This is a genomic window from Nonomuraea sp. MG754425 (assembly GCF_021699195.1).
Classification (GTDB): Bacteria; Actinomycetota; Actinomycetes; order Streptosporangiales; family Streptosporangiaceae; genus Nonomuraea.
This window is the reverse complement of record NZ_SSXE01000208.1, coordinates 1-17,055: the sequence shown is the minus strand read 5'-3', so window position 1 is coordinate 17,055 and position 17,055 is coordinate 1. Positions and strand designations below refer to the sequence as shown.

Genomic DNA, 17,055 nt, shown 5'->3' with positions numbered 1-17,055 from the left:
GCCCCCGCCCTGCCGCCCGTGCTGGAGCGGGCCGGGATCAGGCTCGACCCCGGCAAGCGGCTGGTGGAGCGCGACGGCCGGGAGGTCGTGCTGACCAAGAAGGAGTTCGCGGTGCTCGAGGAACTGCTGCGGGCCGAAGGGGCCGTGGTCAGCCAGGAGGACCTGCTGGACAAGGCGTGGGACGAGAACATCGATCCCTTCACGAACGTGGTCCGGGTGACCATGATGACGCTGCGTAAGAAGCTGGGCGAGCCTCAGGTGATCGAGACTGTGCCCGGGGTTGGGTACAAACTGTGACTGAACGGCCAGAGCGCGAGGCGGGCCCCACGCATCCGATGATCAGCCCGCATTCGGCGAGGAAGGCCACCCGCGTGCAGGAGGCGCCGCCGCCCAGCGGCCCGCCTGTCTGGGACGGCCCGCCCCCGCTCGGGCAGCCGTCGGCCCCACGCTCCACCATGGAGCGCGTGAAGGAGCTACCGAACAAGGTCAGCATCCGGTGGCGGCTGACGCTCACCTACAGCGCTCTGGTGTTCGCGGCGGCGGCCGCTCTGCTGCTGTCCATGTACGCCATCGTCGGCACCTCCATCGTGACCGAGTGGCCGCAGCTCAACACACGAGGCATCAACGCCATCGACGCGACGATCGCGCAGAGCCAGTGGATGCTGGCCAAGGAGGCGACCGTCCAGAGCGCCCGCGACCAGTTGCTGCGCAGCGCGATCATGGCGCTGGTGGGCGTGGGCATCCTGGCGCTGATCATCGGCTACTTCGTGGCCGACCGGGCGATGCGGCCGGTGGCCAGGATGACCGCCACGGCGCGCAAGCTCTCCGAGAGCACGCTGGCCCACCAGCGCATCGGCCTGGAGGGGCCCAACGACGAGCTGAAAGAGCTGGCCGACACCTTCGACGCCATGCTCACCCGGCTCAACGTCGCCTTCGACACCCAGCGCAGGTTCGTGGCCAACGCCTCGCACGAGTTGCGCACCCCTCTCACCATCAACCGGACGGTCCTGGAGATCGCCCTGTCGGATCCGGCGGCCTCGGAGGACCTCAAGGCGCTCGGGCGTACCCTCCTGGAGGTCAACGCCCGCAACGAGAAGCTCATCGAGGGCCTCCTGCTGCTCGCCAGGAGCGAACGCGAACTCGCCGTTCGCAAGCCCGTGGAGATCATGGACGTCGCCCGGACGGCCGTGGAACAGGTCACTCCGTTCGCCGCGGAACACGGTGTCACGGTCACCACCGAACTGGTCAGCGCGCCTACCACAGGCGACCCCGTCCTCCTGGAGCGGTCGGTCAGCAACCTGCTGGAGAACGCGGTCAAGTACAACATTCCCGAAAATGGAAAAGTCTGGATCCGGACGGGAATGGCGGACGGTGCCTTGGTTGTTCAGGTGGCCAACACGGGCCAGCATGTGCCGGCGTACGAGGTGAACAGCCTGTTCGAGCCCTTCAGGAGGCTTCACGCGGACCGCGTGGAATCGGCCAAGGGATCGGGTCTGGGACTGTCCATCGTTCGTGCGGTGGTACAGGCGCATGGCGGGAATGTTGCCGCTGTGCCCCGTGATGGCGGAGGACTTGTCGTGACCATTCGGCTGCCCCGGCGATGACCGAAGGTGCCGCTCGGGCACGTTCGTCAGCGTGTTGATGCACTGGGGGCGTCTCGTTCGCGCCGTACATGTGGTTGGATGTGCCGTCGAACACGGTGGTGCATGACGCCAAGGCTGTGGGTTTCGCCATATTTGGCTAACCATTGCCATCGGCAGCAGGCCCTGACGTGTTGGGAGGTTCGTTGTCCGTTTCCACGGGGTACCGATGGGAAATCTCCCCGACGGAACGGGCACAAGATGGGCTTCCCGGACGTTAGAAGACGCGCGATGAGCGCGAAGTCATATAGATGAGGGGGATGGAGTAAGCACAATGGCTACCGACTACGACAGCCCGCGCAAGACAGACGACGACCTGGGAGAGGACAGTCTCCAGGAACTCCAGGCGCGGCGCACCGACAAGTCGTCTGGCAGCATCGACATCGACGAGACCGACCTGGCCGAGTCGCTCGAGCTGCCCGGTGCGGACCTGTCGAACGAAGAGCTCTCCCTGCGGGTGATCCCCCGTCAGGCGGACGAGTTCACCTGCTCACGCTGCTTCCTGGTGCACCACCGCAGCCAACTGGCCTCCGAGAAGAACGGCCAGCAGGTCTGCCGGGAGTGCGCCGCCTAGATCCTGGGGCGAAGGAGCTTGGGGAACGCCGGCCGACGAACCCCGAGCGATCGCGACCAAGAGATATGGAGGCACCGCGTGGCCGTACCGGAGAAAGACCAGCAACCAGGCAGCGAGATCGCCGACCCCGAACGTGAGGTCGGCGAGCTCGTAGGCAGGCTCACCGGGTCCGGTGAGCTCGAGCCGGCCGAGCGGCGCAGGCTGCTCGGCCGACTAGCCCAGGTGCTGTCCGCCGGGGCGAAGAAGGCACGGGCGTCCGGCGCGGGCCGGGGACGCTGGCTGGCGGACGTCTTCCTCAACATCGCGCCGCGCATCCCGATCCGGGATCTGCACACCCTCGCCGAGCATCATCACGGCCTCACCGGCGAAGAACTCGCCGACGACCTGGTGCGCACCGCGCAGAAGGCCACGATGACGGTCGGCGCCATCGGCGGAGCACTGGCAGCGGCCGAGTTCGCCGCGCCACCCCTCCTGCTCTCCGCTCCCGCTCAACTCGTCGCCGAGACCATCGTCGTCGCCGCCATCGAGGTCAAGCTTCTGGCCGAGCTGCACGAGGTCTATGGCGTACGGGTCGAGGGTACCGGCACCCAGCGCGCCATCGCCTTCACCGCCGCCTGGGCCAGGCAGCGGGGCATCGATCCGCTGGCGCCCGCGTCCGTGTCGCTGGCGTTGGGGGCCGCCACCAAGACCGCCTTGCGCAATCGCCTCATGCGTACGCTGGGGCGGCATCTGACCACCTTCGGGCCGTTCCTCACCGGGGCCGTCGCCGGGGGCGCGCTCAATCGCATGGCCACCAAGAAGCTGGGGGAGGCCATCCGCAACGATCTGCGGGTGAAGATGCCCCCGACGGGGTCCGGGGCGGTCGAGCCGTCCTCGCGGGGCGAGCTGAACGCCTAGTTCTCCGGCCCCGTGCCGTCGCCGGGCCGCGAGGGCTGGGCGCGCAGGCCGTTGAAGAGCATCTTGAGCAGGGCGTCCGACAGGTCTTCCGCCGAGGCGCCGCGCGCCGGCTGGTACCACTCGGTGATCGAGTTGACCGCGCCGAACAGCAGGCGGGTGACCAGCGCCGGGTCCACGTCGGCGCGGATGCCGCCCTCCGCCGCCGCCTCCTTCACCAGTTGGCTGACGAACCGGTCGAAGTCGCGCCGCCGCTCCAGCGCCGCCTGCTCGGTCGCGCTGTTGCCGCGCACCCGCAGCAGCAGGGTCACGTACGGCAGCCGGTCGATGAGGATGCGCACGCTCTGCCGGACGACGTACTCCAGCCGGTCGATGGCCGGTCCCGAGCCGGCGCGGGGGTCGGCGACCATCGCGAACAGCCCGTCCAGTGCCCGGTCCAGGGCCCGGGACAGGAGCTGCTCCTTGCCCGGCACGTGGTAGTAGATGGCCGACTTGGTCACGCCGAGCGCCCTGGCGAGGTCCTCCATGCTGGTTCCGTCGTAGCCGCGCTCGTTGAACACGCCCACCGCGATGGACAGCACGGACTCGGGGTCGTGACCGCGCCTTCGCTGACGGGCAGGGGTCTGGGTGGCCATATCGTCAATTATCCCGCTTGTCGATGACTCGTTTGAGCTTGCCGACCGAGCGCTCCAGCGTCTCCGGATGCACGACCTCGATCTCGACGCTCACCCCGACCGTGTCCTTGACCGCCCTGCGCAGGACCTCGCCCGCCTCCGACCACGCCGTGAAGCCCGGACGCGCCTCGACCCTGACGGTCATCACGTCGAGCCGCCCCGGACGGCTCAGGTGGAGCTGGAAGTGCGGCGACAGGCCCTCCACGCCCAGCACGACCTCCTCGATCTGGGTCGGGAACACGTTCACGCCGCGCAGGATGATCATGTCGTCGGTGCGCCCGGTCACCCTCTCCATGCGGCGGAAGGCCGGGCGGGCGGTGCCGGGCAGCAGCCGGGTCAGGTCGCGGGTGCGGTAGCGGATGACCGGCATGGCCTCCTTGGTGAGGGTGGTGAAGACCAGCTCCCCCTCGTCGGCGGGCTCGCCGGTGAACGGATCGACGGTCTCGGGGTAGAAGTGGTCCTCCCAGACGTGCAGCCCGTCCTTGCTCTCGACGCACTCGCTGGCCACGCCGGGGCCCATCACCTCCGACAGGCCGTAGATGTCCACCGCGTGCAGGTCGAAGCGCTCCTCGATCTCCGCGCGCATCTTCTCGGTCCACGGTTCGGCCCCGAAGATGCCGATGCGCAGCGACGACTCCCGCGGGTCGAGTCCCTGGGCGGCGAACTCGTCCAGCAGGGCCAGCATGTACGACGGCGTCACCATGACGACGCGGGGCCGGAAGTCCTGGATGAGCCGCACCTGCCGCGGCGTCATGCCGCCTGAGACGGGCACCACCGTGCAGCCGAGCCGCTCGGCCCCGTAGTGGGCGCCGAGCCCGCCGGTGAACAGGCCGTAGCCGTAGGCCACGTGCACGACGTCGCCGGGACGCCCGCCGGAGGCGCGGATCGAGCGGGCCACCACCTCCGCCCAGACGTCGAGGTCACCCTTGGTGTAACCGACCACGGTCGGCCGGCCGGTGGTGCCGCTGGAGGCGTGGATCCGGGCGACCCGCTCGCGCGGCACGGCGAACATGCCGAACGGGTAGGACTCGCGCAGGTCCTGCTTGGTGGTGAAGGGGAACTTGGCCAGGTCGCCGAGTTCCCTGCAGTCGCCCGGGTGCACGCCCGCCCGGTCGAACTTGTCCCGGTAGAGCGGCACGTTCTCGTAGGCGCGGCGCAGGGTCCGCCGCAGGCGTTCGAGCTGGAGGGCCATCAGCTCGTCGCGGGACACCCGCTCGATCGGGTCGAGCTCGTGGCTCGCGGGGGGATCGCCAAGTCTCATCTGAACTCCCGGCTCCGGCCGCGGAACTCCGCGACCACCTGGCCGTCGGGCCGCCGCACGGTGATGTCGTAGACGCCGCTGCGGCCGTAGCGGGTGCGCTCGGCCGCCTCGGCCACCAGCACGTCCCCCGCGTGGGCGGGGGAGACGAAGGTGATCTCCGCGCCCGCCGCGACCGTGACGGGCCCGTACGTGTTGCACGCGCACGCGAACGCCGTGTCGGCCAGCAGGAACACGTATCCGCCGTGACACAGCCGTGACCGTTGATCATCTGGTCGGTCACGGTCATCCGGCACGCCGCCCGGCCCGTGCCCAGCTCCGTCAGCTCGATGCCCAGGGCGGCGGAGGCGGTGTCGGCGTCCAGCATGCGACGCGCGCTGTCCAAGGCAGGTCTCCCTTGTCAACTGACCGAATGTTCGGTAAACAAATCATCGTCCTGACTTCCCTGTCAAGAGGGTGAACCGCATGGCCAAGCCGTTCGCCTCGTCGGCGGATCTCGGCGAGAAGCAGCAGACCCTGGAGGTGCTCGCGGAGGGCGTGTACGCGCTCACCGCCGAGGGCGACCCGAACGTGGGGGCGATCGAGGGCGAGGACTTCCTCGTCTGCTTCGAGGCGCTGGCCACGCCGGTGGCCGCCCGCGCCTGGCTGGACCGGCTGCGCGAGCACACCGGCAAGCCGATCCGGTACCTGGTGCTGTCGCACTACCACGCGGTCCGGGTGCTGGGCGCGTCGGCGTTCGGCGCGGACGTGATCGTGACGCACGAGAAGACCCGCGAGCTGATCGCCGAGCGCGGCGCCGAGGACTGGGCCAGCGAGTACGCCAGAATGCCCCGCCTGTTCCGGGAGCCCGGCTCGATCCCCGGCCTGACCTGGCCGACCGCCACGTTCAGCGACCGCTGCACGATCGACCTGGGCGGCGGGCGCGGCGACCTGGTGCTCCAGTACTGCGGACGCGGCCACACCGAGGGTGACCTGGTGGCCTGGCTGCCGGAGCGGCGCATCCTGTTCGCGGGCGACCTGGTCGAGTCGCAGGCCGCCCTCTACACCGGCGACGCCTTCCACCACGACTGGGCGTCGGGGACGCTCGACCGGGTGGCCGCCTTCGGCGCGCGGACGCTGGTCGGCGGCCGGGGCGCGGTGGCCAGGGGCGAGGCGGGCGTGGCGGCGGCCATCGGGCAGACCCGCGACTTCCTGACCGTGATGTCACGCGAGACGCGCGCGGCGGGGTCGCTGAAGGAGGCGTTCGAGCGTACGCACCGGGCTCTGGAGCCGCGTTACGGCCGCTGGCCGATCTTCGAGCACTGCCTGCCGTTCAACGTCTCCAGGCTCTGGGACGAGTTGCACGGCGTCGAACGGCCGCGCGTGTGGACCGTGGAGCGCGACCGTCAGGTGTGGGACGAGTTGCAGTCGTGAGCGGGCCGCAGGTCATCGTCGTCGGCGCGGGACCTGTCGGGCAGAGCGCCGCGCTGCTGCTGGCCCGCTGGGGCGTGCGGGTGCTGGTGCTGGACCAGCGGCCGGGGCGGGGGCGTGGCGGGTCGAAGTCCATCTGCCAGCAGCGCGACGTGCTCGACATCTGGGCCGCCGCCGGGGCGGGCCGGGTGGCCGAGGAGGGGCTGGCCTGGACGACCGCCCGCACCTACTACCGCGACCGCGAGCTGTTCTCCTGGTCGTTCGAGCGGGAGGGGCCGCTGCCGGCGTGCGTGAACATCTCCCAGACGCGCACCGAGCAGATCCTCGACGCGGCCATCGCCGCCCAGCCGCTCATCGAGGTGCGCTGGAACCACGAGGTCACCGGGCTGAGCCAGGACGGCTCCGGCGTGACGGCGCACTGTGGTCAGCGGCTGCTGCGCGCGCCGTACGCGCTGGTGTGCGCGGGCGCTCGGGCGCAGGCGCTGCGCTCCTCGCTCGGGGTGGCCTTCTCCGGGGAGACGTTCGCGGACCAGTTCCTGATCTGCGACGTCCGGGCGGACCTGCCGGGCTGGGAGGACGAGCGGCGCTTCTACTTCGATCCCGGGTGGAACCCGGGTCGCCAGGTGCTCATCCATCCGTGCCCCGGGGGCACGTACCGGATCGACTGGCAGATCGCGCCGGACTTCATCCCAACGGACATTGATATATCGCGAAAAATCCGGCAAATCATTGGAGGTCGGCCGTACGAGCTGCTCTGGCACAGCACCTACCGCTTCCACTCGCGCGTCGCCTCCCGCATGCGGGTCGGGCGGGTCCTCCTGGCGGGCGACTGCGCCCATCTGGTGGCCCCGTTCGGGGCCCGGGGGCTGAACTCCGGGGTGCCGGACGCCGAGAACGCGGCCTGGAAGCTGGCCTTCGCGCTCAACGGCTGGGCCGGGCCGGAGTTGCTGGAGTCGTACCACGCCGAGCGGCACGCCGCCGCGCTGGAGAACCTGGAGGTCACCACCGCCACGATGCGCTTCCTCGCGCCCAGGAGCGTGGCGGAGCGCACGCGCAGACGGGAGGTGCTGGAGGGCGGCCGGGCGGCCGAGGTCGACTCCGGGCGCTTCGCTGAGCCGTTCTGGTACGTGGACTCGCCGCTCACCACACCCGAGCCGACCCGGCCCTTCCCCGGACGGCCGCCGAAGGGCACGCCGTGCCCGCCCGCGCCGGGCGTGATCCTGCCCGACGTGCCGCTGCCCGGGGGCAGGCTGCGGGAGTTCGCCCGGGATGGATTCCTCGTCCTGTTGGGCGATATGTGCGATTCGCGTTTGTTTGCGCAGGTCTTGGGCAAGGTCATTAGGGCGCCGCTCGCCGTACGCGGGCTCGCGGAGATGGACGGTACCGGCTCGCTTGCTGGAAGGCTCGGCGCCGGGCCGGATGAGGCATGGCTCATCAGGCCCGATTCCCACATCGCCGCGATCATCCCTCACGCGGGGCCGGAATCGGTGGTGGCCGCTGTCAGCCGCGCGCTCGGCGGCTTTCCTGACACCTGATCCCATAGGAGGACTGCGTTGACTGGCCGTAGCTCGTTTCTGATCGTCGCGAACCGGTTGCCGGTGGATCGGACGGTCGATGCCGACGGAACGGCTTCGTGGCGCAGGAGCCCTGGAGGACTCGTCACCGCCATCGCTCCCGTGATGCAACGCCGCCACGGAGCGTGGGCGGGCTGGCACGGGGCGTCCGACGAGGAACTGGAGCCGTTCGAGCAGGACGGGATGAACCTCATCCCGATCCCCCTGTCCGGCCGCGAGGTCGAGCTCTACTACGAGGGCTTCTCCAACGCCACCCTCTGGCCCCTCTACCACGACGTGGTGGCGCCCCCGGTGTTCGACAGGGAGATGTGGGAGACCTACCGCAGCGTCAACCAGCGCTTCGCCGAGGCCGCCGCGCAGGCGGCCGAGCAGGGCGCGGTCGTGTGGGTGCAGGACTACCAGCTCCAGCTCGTGCCCGCCATGTTGCGCAAGCTCCGGCCCGACCTGCGGATCGGCTTCTTCCTGCACATCCCGTTCCCCCCGACCGAGCTGTTCTGGCGGCTGCCGTGGCGCAAGGAGCTGGTCGAAGGGCTGCTCGGGGCCGACCTGGTGGGCTTCCAGCTCCCCGGCGGGGCCTCCAACTTCCGCCGGCTGTGCCGCAGGCTGCTCGGGCTGCCGTACAAGGGGAACGAGATCTTCCTCGACGACCGGATCGTGACCACGCAGGCGTTCCCGATCTCCGTGGACTTCGCGCAGCTCGACTCGCTGGTACGCGAGCCGAACATCGTGGCGCGGGCCAAGGAGATCAGGGTGGAGCTGGGCGACCCCGAGCACGTCCTGCTGGGCGTGGACCGGCTCGACTACACCAAGGGGATCGGCCACCGTCTGGAGGCGTTCGGGGAACTGCTCAAGGACGGGCGGTTGCGTCCGGGCGAGGCCGTGTTCGTGCAGATCGCCACGCCCAGCCGGGAGCGGGTGGAGGAGTACAAGCGGCTGCGCGACGACATCGAGCTGCAGGTCGGCCGGATCAACGGCGAGCACGCCCAGCTCGGCTACCAGCCGGTGTGGTACTTCCACCAGTCCTACAACCACGACGAGCTGGCCGCGCTCTACCTGGCCGCCGACCTCATGGTCGTCACGCCGCTGCGCGACGGGATGAACCTGGTGGCCAAGGAGTACGTCTCCTGCCACCACGACCTCAACGGCGCGCTCGTGCTGAGCGAGTTCGCGGGGGCGGCCGACGAGCTGCGGCAGGCGTACCTGGTCAATCCGTACGACGTGGAGGACCTCAAGCGGCAGATGCTGGCGGCCATGCGGGCCACGCCGCACGAGCTGGCCCGGCGCATGCGCACGATGCGCCGCCGGGTCGCCACCTACGACGTGGACCGCTGGGCGAACGAGTTCCTCACTGCCCTGGAGTCACCTGCTTCAGGCTCTTCCACGCGTCGTAGCGCTTCTTGGCGGTCCGGTTGACCACGATCTGCGCCACGGACATGCCCACACCCATGAGGACGGCGTAACCGATCGCCTCGCCCATGCTGACCTCGGGCGACTCGGTGTCGCTGGGGGGCTCCTTGCCGGTCGCCTTCTCCCAGGCGAACCCGAGGATCTTCCGCGCCCCCCACGCGGTCACCAGGCCCACCAGGCCGCCGATGACCCGCCAGGCGATATCGGGCTTGTCCTCCGCCATGTCGATCTCCCTTCCCCTTTGTAACGAACACTAGTCTCTAACGCCTGCGGGCCTGCGAAGCCGTACCATAAGGAGGCATGACTCAACAGCGGCTACGCCGTCCGACCATGCCCCAGAAGCCGACTCTTGACGGCTTGGAGCAGGTATGGGTAGCTCGCTGGGAGGAAGAGGGCGTCTACCGCTTCGACCGGTCCGCTCCGCGCGAGCGCGTCTACTCGATCGACACGCCGCCGCCGACCGTGTCGGGGTCACTGCACGTCGGCCACGTCTTCTCCTTCACCCACACCGACATCATGGCCCGCTACCAGCGGATGATCGGCAAGTCGGTGTTCTACCCCATCGGCTGGGACGACAACGGACTGCCGACCGAGCGCCGGGTGCAGAACGTCTACGGCGTGCGCTGCGACCCGTCGCTGCCGTACGACCCCGGCTTCGAGCCGCCGGACAAGCCCGGCAAGCGGGAGATCTCCATCTCGCGGCGCAACTTCGTGGAGCTGTGCCACCGGCTGACCGCCCTCGACGAGCAGGCGTTCGAGGAGGTGTGGCGGCGGGTCGGCCTGTCGGTCGACTGGTCGCTGCTCTACACCACGATCAGCGACCAGTCGCGGGCGGTGTCGCAGCGCGCGTTCCTGCGCAACCTGCTGCGCGGCGAGGCCTACCTCGCCGAGGCCCCGACCCTGTGGGACGTGTCCTTCCGCACCGCCGTGGCCCAGGCCGAGCTGGAGGACCGCGAGTGGCCCGGCGCCTTCCACAAGATCTCCTTCTACGGCGAGAAGGGGCCGGTCTGGATCGAGACCACCCGGCCGGAGCTGATCCCGGCCTGCGTGGCGCTGGTCGCCCATCCCGACGACGAGCGCTACCAGGAGCTGTTCGGCACCTCGGTGCTGACGCCGCTGTTCGGGGTCGAGGTGCCGGTGCTGGCGCACCACCTGGCCGAGCCCGACAAGGGCAGCGGCATCGCGATGATCTGCACGTTCGGCGACATCACCGACGTCACCTGGTGGCGGGAGCTGCGGCTGCCCACCCGGCCCGTGATCGGCTGGGACGGCCGGCTGCTGCCCGAGCCGCCCGAGGGCGTGGAGCCCGACCCGTACAAGGAGCTGGCCGGCAAGACCGTCCACAGCGCCCGGGAGCGCATCGTGGAGCTGCTGCGCGAGTCCGGTGACCTGGAGGGCGAGCCCCGGCCCGTGCGGCGCGCGGTGAAGTTCTACGAGAAGGGCGACAAGCCGCTCGAGATCGTCACCACCCGCCAGTGGTACATCCGCAACGGCGGGCGTGACGAGGAGCTGCGGCAGGCGCTGCTGGCGCGCGGGAGCGAGCTGTCCTGGCATCCGCCGCACATGCGGGTGCGCTACGACAACTGGGTCGAAGGGCTCAGCGGTGACTGGCTGATCTCGCGGCAGCGCTTCTTCGGCGTGCCGTTCCCGGTCTGGTACCCCGTCGACGAGTCGGGGCAGCCCGTCCACGACGCGCCGATCGTGCCCGCCGAGGACGCGCTGCCGGTCGACCCGTCCTCCGACGTGCCGCCCGGCTACACCGAGGAGCAGCGCGGCGTGCCCGGCGGGTTCGTGGCCGACCCCGACGTCATGGACACCTGGGCCACCTCGTCGCTGACCCCGCACATCGCCGGGCGCTGGGGCACCGACGACGACCTGCACCGGCGCGTCTTCCCCGCCGACCTGCGCCCGCAGAGCCACGAGATCATCCGCACCTGGCTGTTCTCGACCGTGGTCAGGTCGCACGCCGAGTTCGGCGTGCTGCCGTGGTCCGACGTGGCGATCTCGGGGTGGATCCTCGACCCCGACCGCAAGAAGATGTCCAAGTCCAAGGGCAACGTCGTCACCCCGCTCGACCTGCTGGAGCAGCACGGCTCCGACGCGGTGCGCTACTGGGCGGCCAACGGCCGCTACGGCGTCGACACCGCCTTCGACGCCGGGCAGCTCAAGATCGGGCGGCGGCTGGCCATCAAGATCCTGAACGCCTCGAAGTTCGTGCTCGGCCTGGCCGAGCACGCCGCCGACGACGCCGGCAGGGCCGGCGAGGTGACCGAGCCGCTCGACCTGTCCATGCTCGCGGCGCTGTCCGACGCCGTGCGCGAGGCGACACAGGCGTTCGAGTCCTACGACCACACGCGGGCCGTCGAGGCCGTGGAGCGCTTCTTCTGGGCGTTCTGCGACGACTACGTGGAACTGGTCAAGGCGCGGGCGTACGAGTCGGGCGCGGCCGCCGCGTCGGCGCACGCGGCGCTGCGGCAGGCGCTCGACACGCTGCTGCGGCTGTTCGCGCCGTTCCTGCCGTTCGTGACCGAGGAGGTGTGGTCCTGGTGGCGTGAGGGCTCCGTGCACCACGCCCCCTGGCCGTCCGTGGCGCGCGGCGGCGGCGACCCGGCGGTGCTGGCCGCGGCCTCCGAGGTGCTCGGGCAGGTGCGCAAGGCCAAGTCCGAGGCCAAGCTGTCGATGCGGGCCGAGGTGTCGCGGCTGAGCGTGTGGACGCCCGAGCCCCACCTGCTGCGGCAGGCGCAGGACGACCTGTGCGCGGCGGGCAACGTCGAGGAGTTCGTGCTCGGCCACGGCGACACGCTCAAGACCGAGGTGCACCTGGGCTGACGGGCACACCTGACGGACGCCGGGCGCTCACCGCGTCCGGCGTCACGCGTCTTCGGGGGTGTCCCTGGCCGTGTCCTTGTGCAGGGCGACGAACAACGAGTACGCCTGCCCGTCCGGCGCGGGCCGCCGTTCGCGGAACTCATCGAGCACCTGCTGCAGCCGCTCGCGCAGTTCGGCGTGCTCCTGGGCGGTGAGCCTGAGGCCGAGCCTGGTGAAGCTCACGTCCTCGGTGTCGGCCAGCCGCACCTCCTCCAGGAAGGCGTCCAGCATGGCGGCGTTCGCGCCCGTCACGCCGCTCTCGCGGACGTCCATCTCCCAGGACTTGCCGGTGGCGCGGTAGGGGATCTCGGTGGAGCCGCGCGGGCCGGGACGGCTCGGCTCGGCCACCAGGAAGGCGGTCTCGACCAGTTTGCGCACATGGTGGAGGGTCGTGGCCGGGTTGGCGCCGAGCCGGTCGGCGATCTCCTTGTTCGTCAGCGCCCGGTCGAGGCAGAGCCGCAGGATGCGCAGCCGCACCGAGGAGGCCAGCGCGCGAGCCTCGGCCTCGGTCGCGGGGCGGCGTTTGGTGCCCATGACAGGCCACCCTATAACCGGTTGAATATTCCCAATCGGTCATGAGACGGTCTGGGCGTGAACCTTTTACACGATCGCGACTTCCGCGGACTGTTCCTGGCCGACAGCGCCAGCCAGGTCGGCAGCCAGCTCCTCCTGCTGGCCCTGCCCCTGGTCGCGGTGACGGCGCTGCACGCCTCGGCGCTCGAACTGGGGGTGCTGACCGCGTGCGAGACGCTGGCGTTCGTGGTGATCGGGCTGCCCGCGGGCGCGATCGTCGACCGGCTGCGCAAACGCGCCGTGATGGTGGTCAGCGACTGGGCGCGGGCGCTCGCGCTGGCCTCCGTGCCGCTGGCCTGGTGGCTCGACGCGCTGACGATCTACCAGCTCTACGTCGTGGCGCTCGTGCTCGGGGTGTTCACCGTGTTCTTCGACGCGGCGTACCAGAGCTATCTGCCGCACCTCGTCGGGCGTGAGCGGCTGGTCGAGGGCAACTCCGCGCTGGAGGTCGTGCGCACGGTGGCGCAGCTCGGCGGGCCCAGCGTCGGCGGCTACCTGATCCAGTTCCTCACCGCACCGTTCGCGCTGGTCGTCACCGTGGCCGGGTTCGCCTGGTCGGCGCTGTGCCTGGGCACCATCCGCAAGCGGGAGACGCGCCAGGAGCGGCCCCGCACCCATCTGGTCAAGGAGATCGGGGAGGGCGTCAGGTTCGTGCTCGGGCACCCGCTGCTGCGCCGCATCGCGGGCTGCACGGCCACCGCGAACCTGTTCGGCGCCATGGCCCAGCCGGCGATCCTGCTGCTGCTGGCCAGGGAACTCGGCCTGGGGGCGGGCACGATCGGGCTGCTGCTGGCCGTGGCCGGGCTCGGCGGCGTGCTCGGCGCGCTGGCCAACCGCCGGCTGTCCGCCCGGCTCGGGCAGGGGCCGACGATCTGGCTGGCCATCGCGGTGCCCGCGCCGCTGATGTTCGTGCTGCCGTGGGTGCAGGCCGACTGGCGGCTGATCCTGTTCGCGGTGTTCGAGTTCTGCACCGGGGCGGGCACGGTGATCTACAACGTCACCCAGCTCAGCTTCCGGCAGGCCGTCACGCCCGAGCCGCTGCTCGGCCGGATGAACGCCACCATCCGCTTCGTCGTCTGGGGCACGCTGCCGCTCGGCGGGGTGCTCGGCGGCGCGCTGAGCGAGGTGATCGGGGTCAGGGACGCGCTGCTCGTCGCCGCCTGCGGCTCCTGCCTGGCGTTCCTGTGGGTGTTCACCTCGCCGCTGCGCGGGATGCGGGAGCTGCCCGTGCTCGACGTACGTCAGTAGTCGCACACCCCCGTCGGGAAGATCTGCTTCAGCCTGGCGCGCTGGGCGGGGGTCGGCCGCCACGTGCCGTACAGGCCCTTGGCCACCGCCCGGTCCACCGGCTGGAGGCGGCACTTGTAGACACCGCCCTCGATGGGGCCGCCCGCCACGGTGCGGGAGGTGCCGTACAGGGGGAAGCGCTGGGTGCACGCGCCCGGTGGGCGGCGGTCGAGCACGCCGTCCCAGACGTGCGGGCCGGCGGCGATCTCGGCGCCGTCGGTGGTGAAGCAGCGGTCCACGGCCTGGGGCGGCTTGTTGCCGACCACGCCACGCGCCGGATATTTCCGGATGTTGGCCATCCAGGCGTCGATCACCGCCAGCGCCTCCGGCGTCTGGTCGAACTTCGGCCCGTCAGGACGGGCGTCGGTGAACCAGATGACCTGGTTGCCCGCCCGGCCGTCGTGGTCCAGCATGCGCTTCCTGGAGGCGAACGACTGGTGCGCGTTGTGCATGTCGAGCTGCTCCTCCAGGTAGTGCCGCCAGTCGATCACCGGGATGTCGATGTCGCCGCCGAACACCAGGCCGCTGCGCCGCACGTTCGCGATCGCGACCGGGTCGCCCGTGCGCCTCGGGGCGGGGTCGCCGCCCAGGTCGGCGTTGCGGGCGCTCCACGGGTCGAAGTCGGCCGGGCAGGCGGACGGCGCGAACGGGCAGCCCTCCTGCACCATGTCGGCCGCCTCCTTCCACGAGCCCGCCTTCGCGTTCAGGTCGAGGAACTCCTCCGGCGTGACGACCCCGGCGGCCACCGCGCCCAGCCCGTACTGGACCCCGACGTTGTCCCAGGTCGAACGGGCGTAACCCTGGTCGTCCACGCCGTACACGTTGCGCGCGTCGTCCCAGTGCGTCCACTGGACGGTGTCCTTGACGCCCGGCGGGTCCATGCGCTGCCACTCGGGGTCGTTGTTGCTCGTCCAGCGGGGGTTCATGGTCAGCGGGGTCAGGCCGCGCCAGCCGGTCACGCACTCGTCGGAGCCCGGCCGGCCCGTGTACGGGTTCGCGACCGTGTCGCTGGCGTTCATGCCGATGATCGCCGTGCGCTCCTCCCACCTGGCCCAGCGGGGGTTGTGGTCCATGTAGCGTTCGAGCAGCTCGCAGTCGCCCACGTGGATGGTCTGGGTGGCCATGTCCGGATACGAGTACTGCGGGACGGCGGCGTCGATCACCCGGTCGCCGTGGTTCTGGCCGTAGATGTACTGCTGGATGGCGCCGCCGGAAGCGCCGACGCCCACGGTGTAGAGCGGCAGGCCGTGCCGCTCGACGAAGCGCTCCTTGACCATCAGCGCCGTCTCGCCGCCCAGGATCAGGTTGTAGTGGGTGGAGGTGCGGGTGCCCGAGGAGTGCAGGATCGCGTAGCCCTTGCCCAGGCCGTACGGGTCGAGCGCGCCGCCGCCCAGCGTGCCCTGGTCGTGGCCGATCGCCACGCCGCCGTCGAAGCGGTACACGGCCCTGCCGTTCCAGCCGTCCTCCAGCATGGCGATCGAGTAGAGGAAGCGGTTGATCACACCGCGCTCGCGGCGGACCACGAAGTCGGTCGTGCGGCCGTCCAGCAGCGTGGTCGTGGCCAGGTCGGCGGGGCGGCCCTGCTCGGGCATCGGCTTGTACGCGCCGTCGGTGGAGCGGTAGAGGCGGTCGGTGACCGTCGGGGCGAAGCAGTCCCGGCTCCAGCCGTCCGCCACGCGCATGCCCTGGCCGTCCTGGTTGTCGGCGACCGGCGGGCCGAGGCCGGCGCGCTCGGTCTTGCACAGGAACGGGTACTGGTGCTCACCCGAGAAGACCGGGCCCTGGACGGGATGGTTGCGGATCTTCAGGGTCCGCGGGGGCGGCGACGAGGGACGCCAGCACGGCCAGGGCCGTCATGACCTTCACCGGTGCGGCCTTCATGGTCGCCGCGTTCATGGTCACAGCCTTCATGGGCATGACGGTGACACGCGTCCCGGCCCTTGCACAGGCCCGATCTTCGCGGTGTGCGGGCGGGCTATCCGGACATGACGCTCTTTCCGCCGTCCACCGGGATGCGTACGCCGGTCACCGCGCCGAACCCGCCGTCCACGAGCGAGCCGATCACCGCGGCCACGTCCTCGGGGTCGAGCATCCGGCCGAGGACCGAGTGCTCCGCGAGCGCCCGCTCGACCTCGGGGGTGCGCATGGACGCGGACGCCTCGGTGCGTACGGCGCCGGGCGCCACCACGTTCACCGAGGTCCCGGACGCGCCCGCCTCCGCCGCCACGTGCCGGGCGAAGGCGTCGAGCGCGGCCTTCGCGCTGGCGTGCGCGATCGCGCCGGGACGCGTCAGCACGGAGCTGAGGCTGGAGACGTAGACGATCCGGCCGCCGGCTCCCATGAGCGTCAGGGCCTGGCGCGTGACGTGGAAGACCGCGGCCAGCTCGCCGATGACCTTGCCGGAGAAGTCCTCCCAGGACATGCCGGCCAGCGGCGCGAACGGCGGGGGGATGTTGGCGTTGCAGACCAGCGCGTCCAGCCGGGGGCAGCCGGTGACCAGCCGTTCCGCCTGCTGCGGGTCGCAGACGTCGGCCTGCACGGCGCGCGCCGTCCCGCCGGCCGCCTCGATCCGCTGCACCACCGTCGCGGCGGACTGTTCGTCCGAGCGGTAGTTGACGATCACCTGGTAGCCGCGGCGGCCCAGCTCGCACGCGGTCGCCGCGCCGATGCCCCGGCCGGCGCCGGTGACGAGAGCGAATCGTTCCATGGGCGCCGATCCTAGGCGGGCCGCGGACTTCGGCGGAAGGACGTACCCGGTGGTGAGCCCTGCACCGCCGGGTCGGCGCTCAGGCCGGGGCGGGGGCGGCGACGAGGGACGCCAGCACGGCCAGGGCCGTCATGACCTTCACCGGTGCGGCCTTCATGGTCGCCGCGTTCATGGTCACAGCCTTCATGG

16 protein-coding genes and 1 pseudogene are annotated in these 17,055 nt (G+C 70.8%); 9 read left to right on the top strand and 8 right to left on the bottom strand.

All coding sequences use genetic code 11. From position 1 onward, the window contains the following. The 4 genes from FAF44_RS44405 to FAF44_RS44390 form a co-directional block, all read left to right on the top strand. Positions 1-297 (top strand): winged helix-turn-helix domain-containing protein (locus FAF44_RS44405; RefSeq protein ID WP_237109468.1); only part of this gene is annotated, 297 nt, incomplete at its 5' end. A 158-nt stretch (positions 298-455) separates the two neighbouring features. After that, the gene (locus FAF44_RS44400; RefSeq protein WP_237109470.1) at positions 456-1,604 is read left to right on the top strand and encodes a cell wall metabolism sensor histidine kinase WalK; all 1,149 of its coding nucleotides are present in this window, start codon (positions 456-458) and stop codon (positions 1,602-1,604) included. Between the two features lie 310 nt (positions 1,605-1,914). Next, positions 1,915-2,214: a DUF4193 domain-containing protein gene (locus FAF44_RS44395; RefSeq protein WP_020542847.1), complete on the top strand. Its 300-nt coding sequence runs from the start codon at positions 1,915-1,917 to the stop codon at positions 2,212-2,214. 78 nt (positions 2,215-2,292) lie between these two features. Further along, positions 2,293-3,111: a hypothetical protein gene (locus tag FAF44_RS44390; RefSeq protein WP_237109467.1), complete on the top strand. Its 819-nt coding sequence runs from the start codon at positions 2,293-2,295 to the stop codon at positions 3,109-3,111. On the opposite strand, the gene FAF44_RS44385 is transcribed toward FAF44_RS44390, so the two are convergent. The 3 genes and pseudogenes from FAF44_RS44385 to paaI all read right to left on the bottom strand — a co-directional run bounded on the left by FAF44_RS44385 (position 3,108) and on the right by paaI (position 5,407). Beyond that, positions 3,108-3,743: a TetR/AcrR family transcriptional regulator gene (locus FAF44_RS44385; protein ID WP_237109466.1), complete on the bottom strand. Its 636-nt coding sequence runs from the start codon at positions 3,741-3,743 to the stop codon at positions 3,108-3,110. The two genes, FAF44_RS44390 and FAF44_RS44385, sit on opposite strands and share 4 nt — an antisense overlap. A gap of 4 nt (positions 3,744-3,747) precedes the next feature. Continuing rightward, positions 3,748-5,043: a phenylacetate--CoA ligase PaaK gene (gene paaK / locus FAF44_RS44380; RefSeq protein ID WP_237109465.1), complete on the bottom strand. Its 1,296-nt coding sequence runs from the start codon at positions 5,041-5,043 to the stop codon at positions 3,748-3,750. Next, positions 5,040-5,407 (bottom strand): annotated as a pseudogene (gene paaI / locus FAF44_RS44375) (hydroxyphenylacetyl-CoA thioesterase PaaI). The gene paaK and the pseudogene paaI overlap by 4 nt, the downstream one beginning before the upstream one ends. 98 nt (positions 5,408-5,505) lie before the next feature. On the opposite strand from paaI, the gene FAF44_RS44370 reads away from it, so the two are divergent. The 3 genes from FAF44_RS44370 to FAF44_RS44360 are packed head-to-tail and all read left to right on the top strand — an operon-like array spanning position 5,506 to position 9,437. Continuing rightward, positions 5,506-6,453: an MBL fold metallo-hydrolase gene (locus tag FAF44_RS44370; RefSeq protein ID WP_237109464.1), complete on the top strand. Its 948-nt coding sequence runs from the start codon at positions 5,506-5,508 to the stop codon at positions 6,451-6,453. Then, positions 6,450-7,985 carry an FAD-dependent monooxygenase gene (locus FAF44_RS44365; RefSeq protein ID WP_237109463.1) on the top strand — a complete coding sequence of 512 codons (1,536 nt, stop codon included), beginning with the start codon at positions 6,450-6,452 and terminating at the stop codon, positions 7,983-7,985. Before FAF44_RS44370 ends, FAF44_RS44365 begins: the two co-directional genes overlap by 4 nt. An 18-nt stretch (positions 7,986-8,003) precedes the next feature. Beyond that, positions 8,004-9,437: a trehalose-6-phosphate synthase gene (locus FAF44_RS44360; RefSeq protein WP_237109462.1), complete on the top strand. Its 1,434-nt coding sequence runs from the start codon at positions 8,004-8,006 to the stop codon at positions 9,435-9,437. Here FAF44_RS44360 and FAF44_RS44355 read toward each other — a convergent pair. Continuing rightward, positions 9,370-9,654, bottom strand: coding sequence for a DUF4235 domain-containing protein (locus FAF44_RS44355; protein ID WP_237109461.1), 285 nt, complete (start codon positions 9,652-9,654; stop codon positions 9,370-9,372). The two genes, FAF44_RS44360 and FAF44_RS44355, sit on opposite strands and share 68 nt — an antisense overlap. Before the next feature lie 77 nt (positions 9,655-9,731). Here FAF44_RS44355 and valS point away from each other — a divergent pair, with 77 nt between their 5' ends. Continuing rightward, positions 9,732-12,260, top strand: coding sequence for a valine--tRNA ligase (gene valS, locus FAF44_RS44350; RefSeq protein ID WP_237109460.1), 2,529 nt, complete (start codon positions 9,732-9,734; stop codon positions 12,258-12,260). A 42-nt stretch (positions 12,261-12,302) separates the two neighbouring features. On the opposite strand, the gene FAF44_RS44345 is transcribed toward valS, so the two are convergent. Then, a complete protein-coding gene (locus tag FAF44_RS44345; protein WP_237109459.1) occupies positions 12,303-12,833 on the bottom strand; it encodes a transcriptional regulator in 531 nt (176 codons plus the stop codon). A 57-nt stretch (positions 12,834-12,890) separates the two neighbouring features. On the opposite strand from FAF44_RS44345, the gene FAF44_RS44340 reads away from it, so the two are divergent. After that, positions 12,891-14,120, top strand: coding sequence for an MFS transporter (locus FAF44_RS44340; protein ID WP_237109458.1), 1,230 nt, complete (start codon positions 12,891-12,893; stop codon positions 14,118-14,120). Here the strand turns inward: FAF44_RS44340 and FAF44_RS44335 are convergent. From FAF44_RS44335 to FAF44_RS44325, 3 genes are all read right to left on the bottom strand, one after another. After that, the gene (locus FAF44_RS44335) at positions 14,114-15,961 is read right to left on the bottom strand and encodes a DUF6351 family protein (protein WP_237109469.1); all 1,848 of its coding nucleotides are present in this window, start codon (positions 15,959-15,961) and stop codon (positions 14,114-14,116) included. The genes FAF44_RS44340 and FAF44_RS44335 overlap by 7 nt on opposite strands. After that, the gene (locus FAF44_RS44330) at positions 15,921-16,070 is read right to left on the bottom strand and encodes a hypothetical protein (protein ID WP_237109457.1); all 150 of its coding nucleotides are present in this window, start codon (positions 16,068-16,070) and stop codon (positions 15,921-15,923) included. Before FAF44_RS44330 ends, FAF44_RS44335 begins: the two co-directional genes overlap by 41 nt. 64 nt (positions 16,071-16,134) lie before the next feature. Then, positions 16,135-16,866 (bottom strand): SDR family oxidoreductase, encoded by a 732-nt coding sequence (locus tag FAF44_RS44325; RefSeq protein WP_237109456.1) that lies wholly within the window; start codon positions 16,864-16,866, stop codon positions 16,135-16,137. Positions 16,867-17,055: the final 189 nt, after the last annotated feature.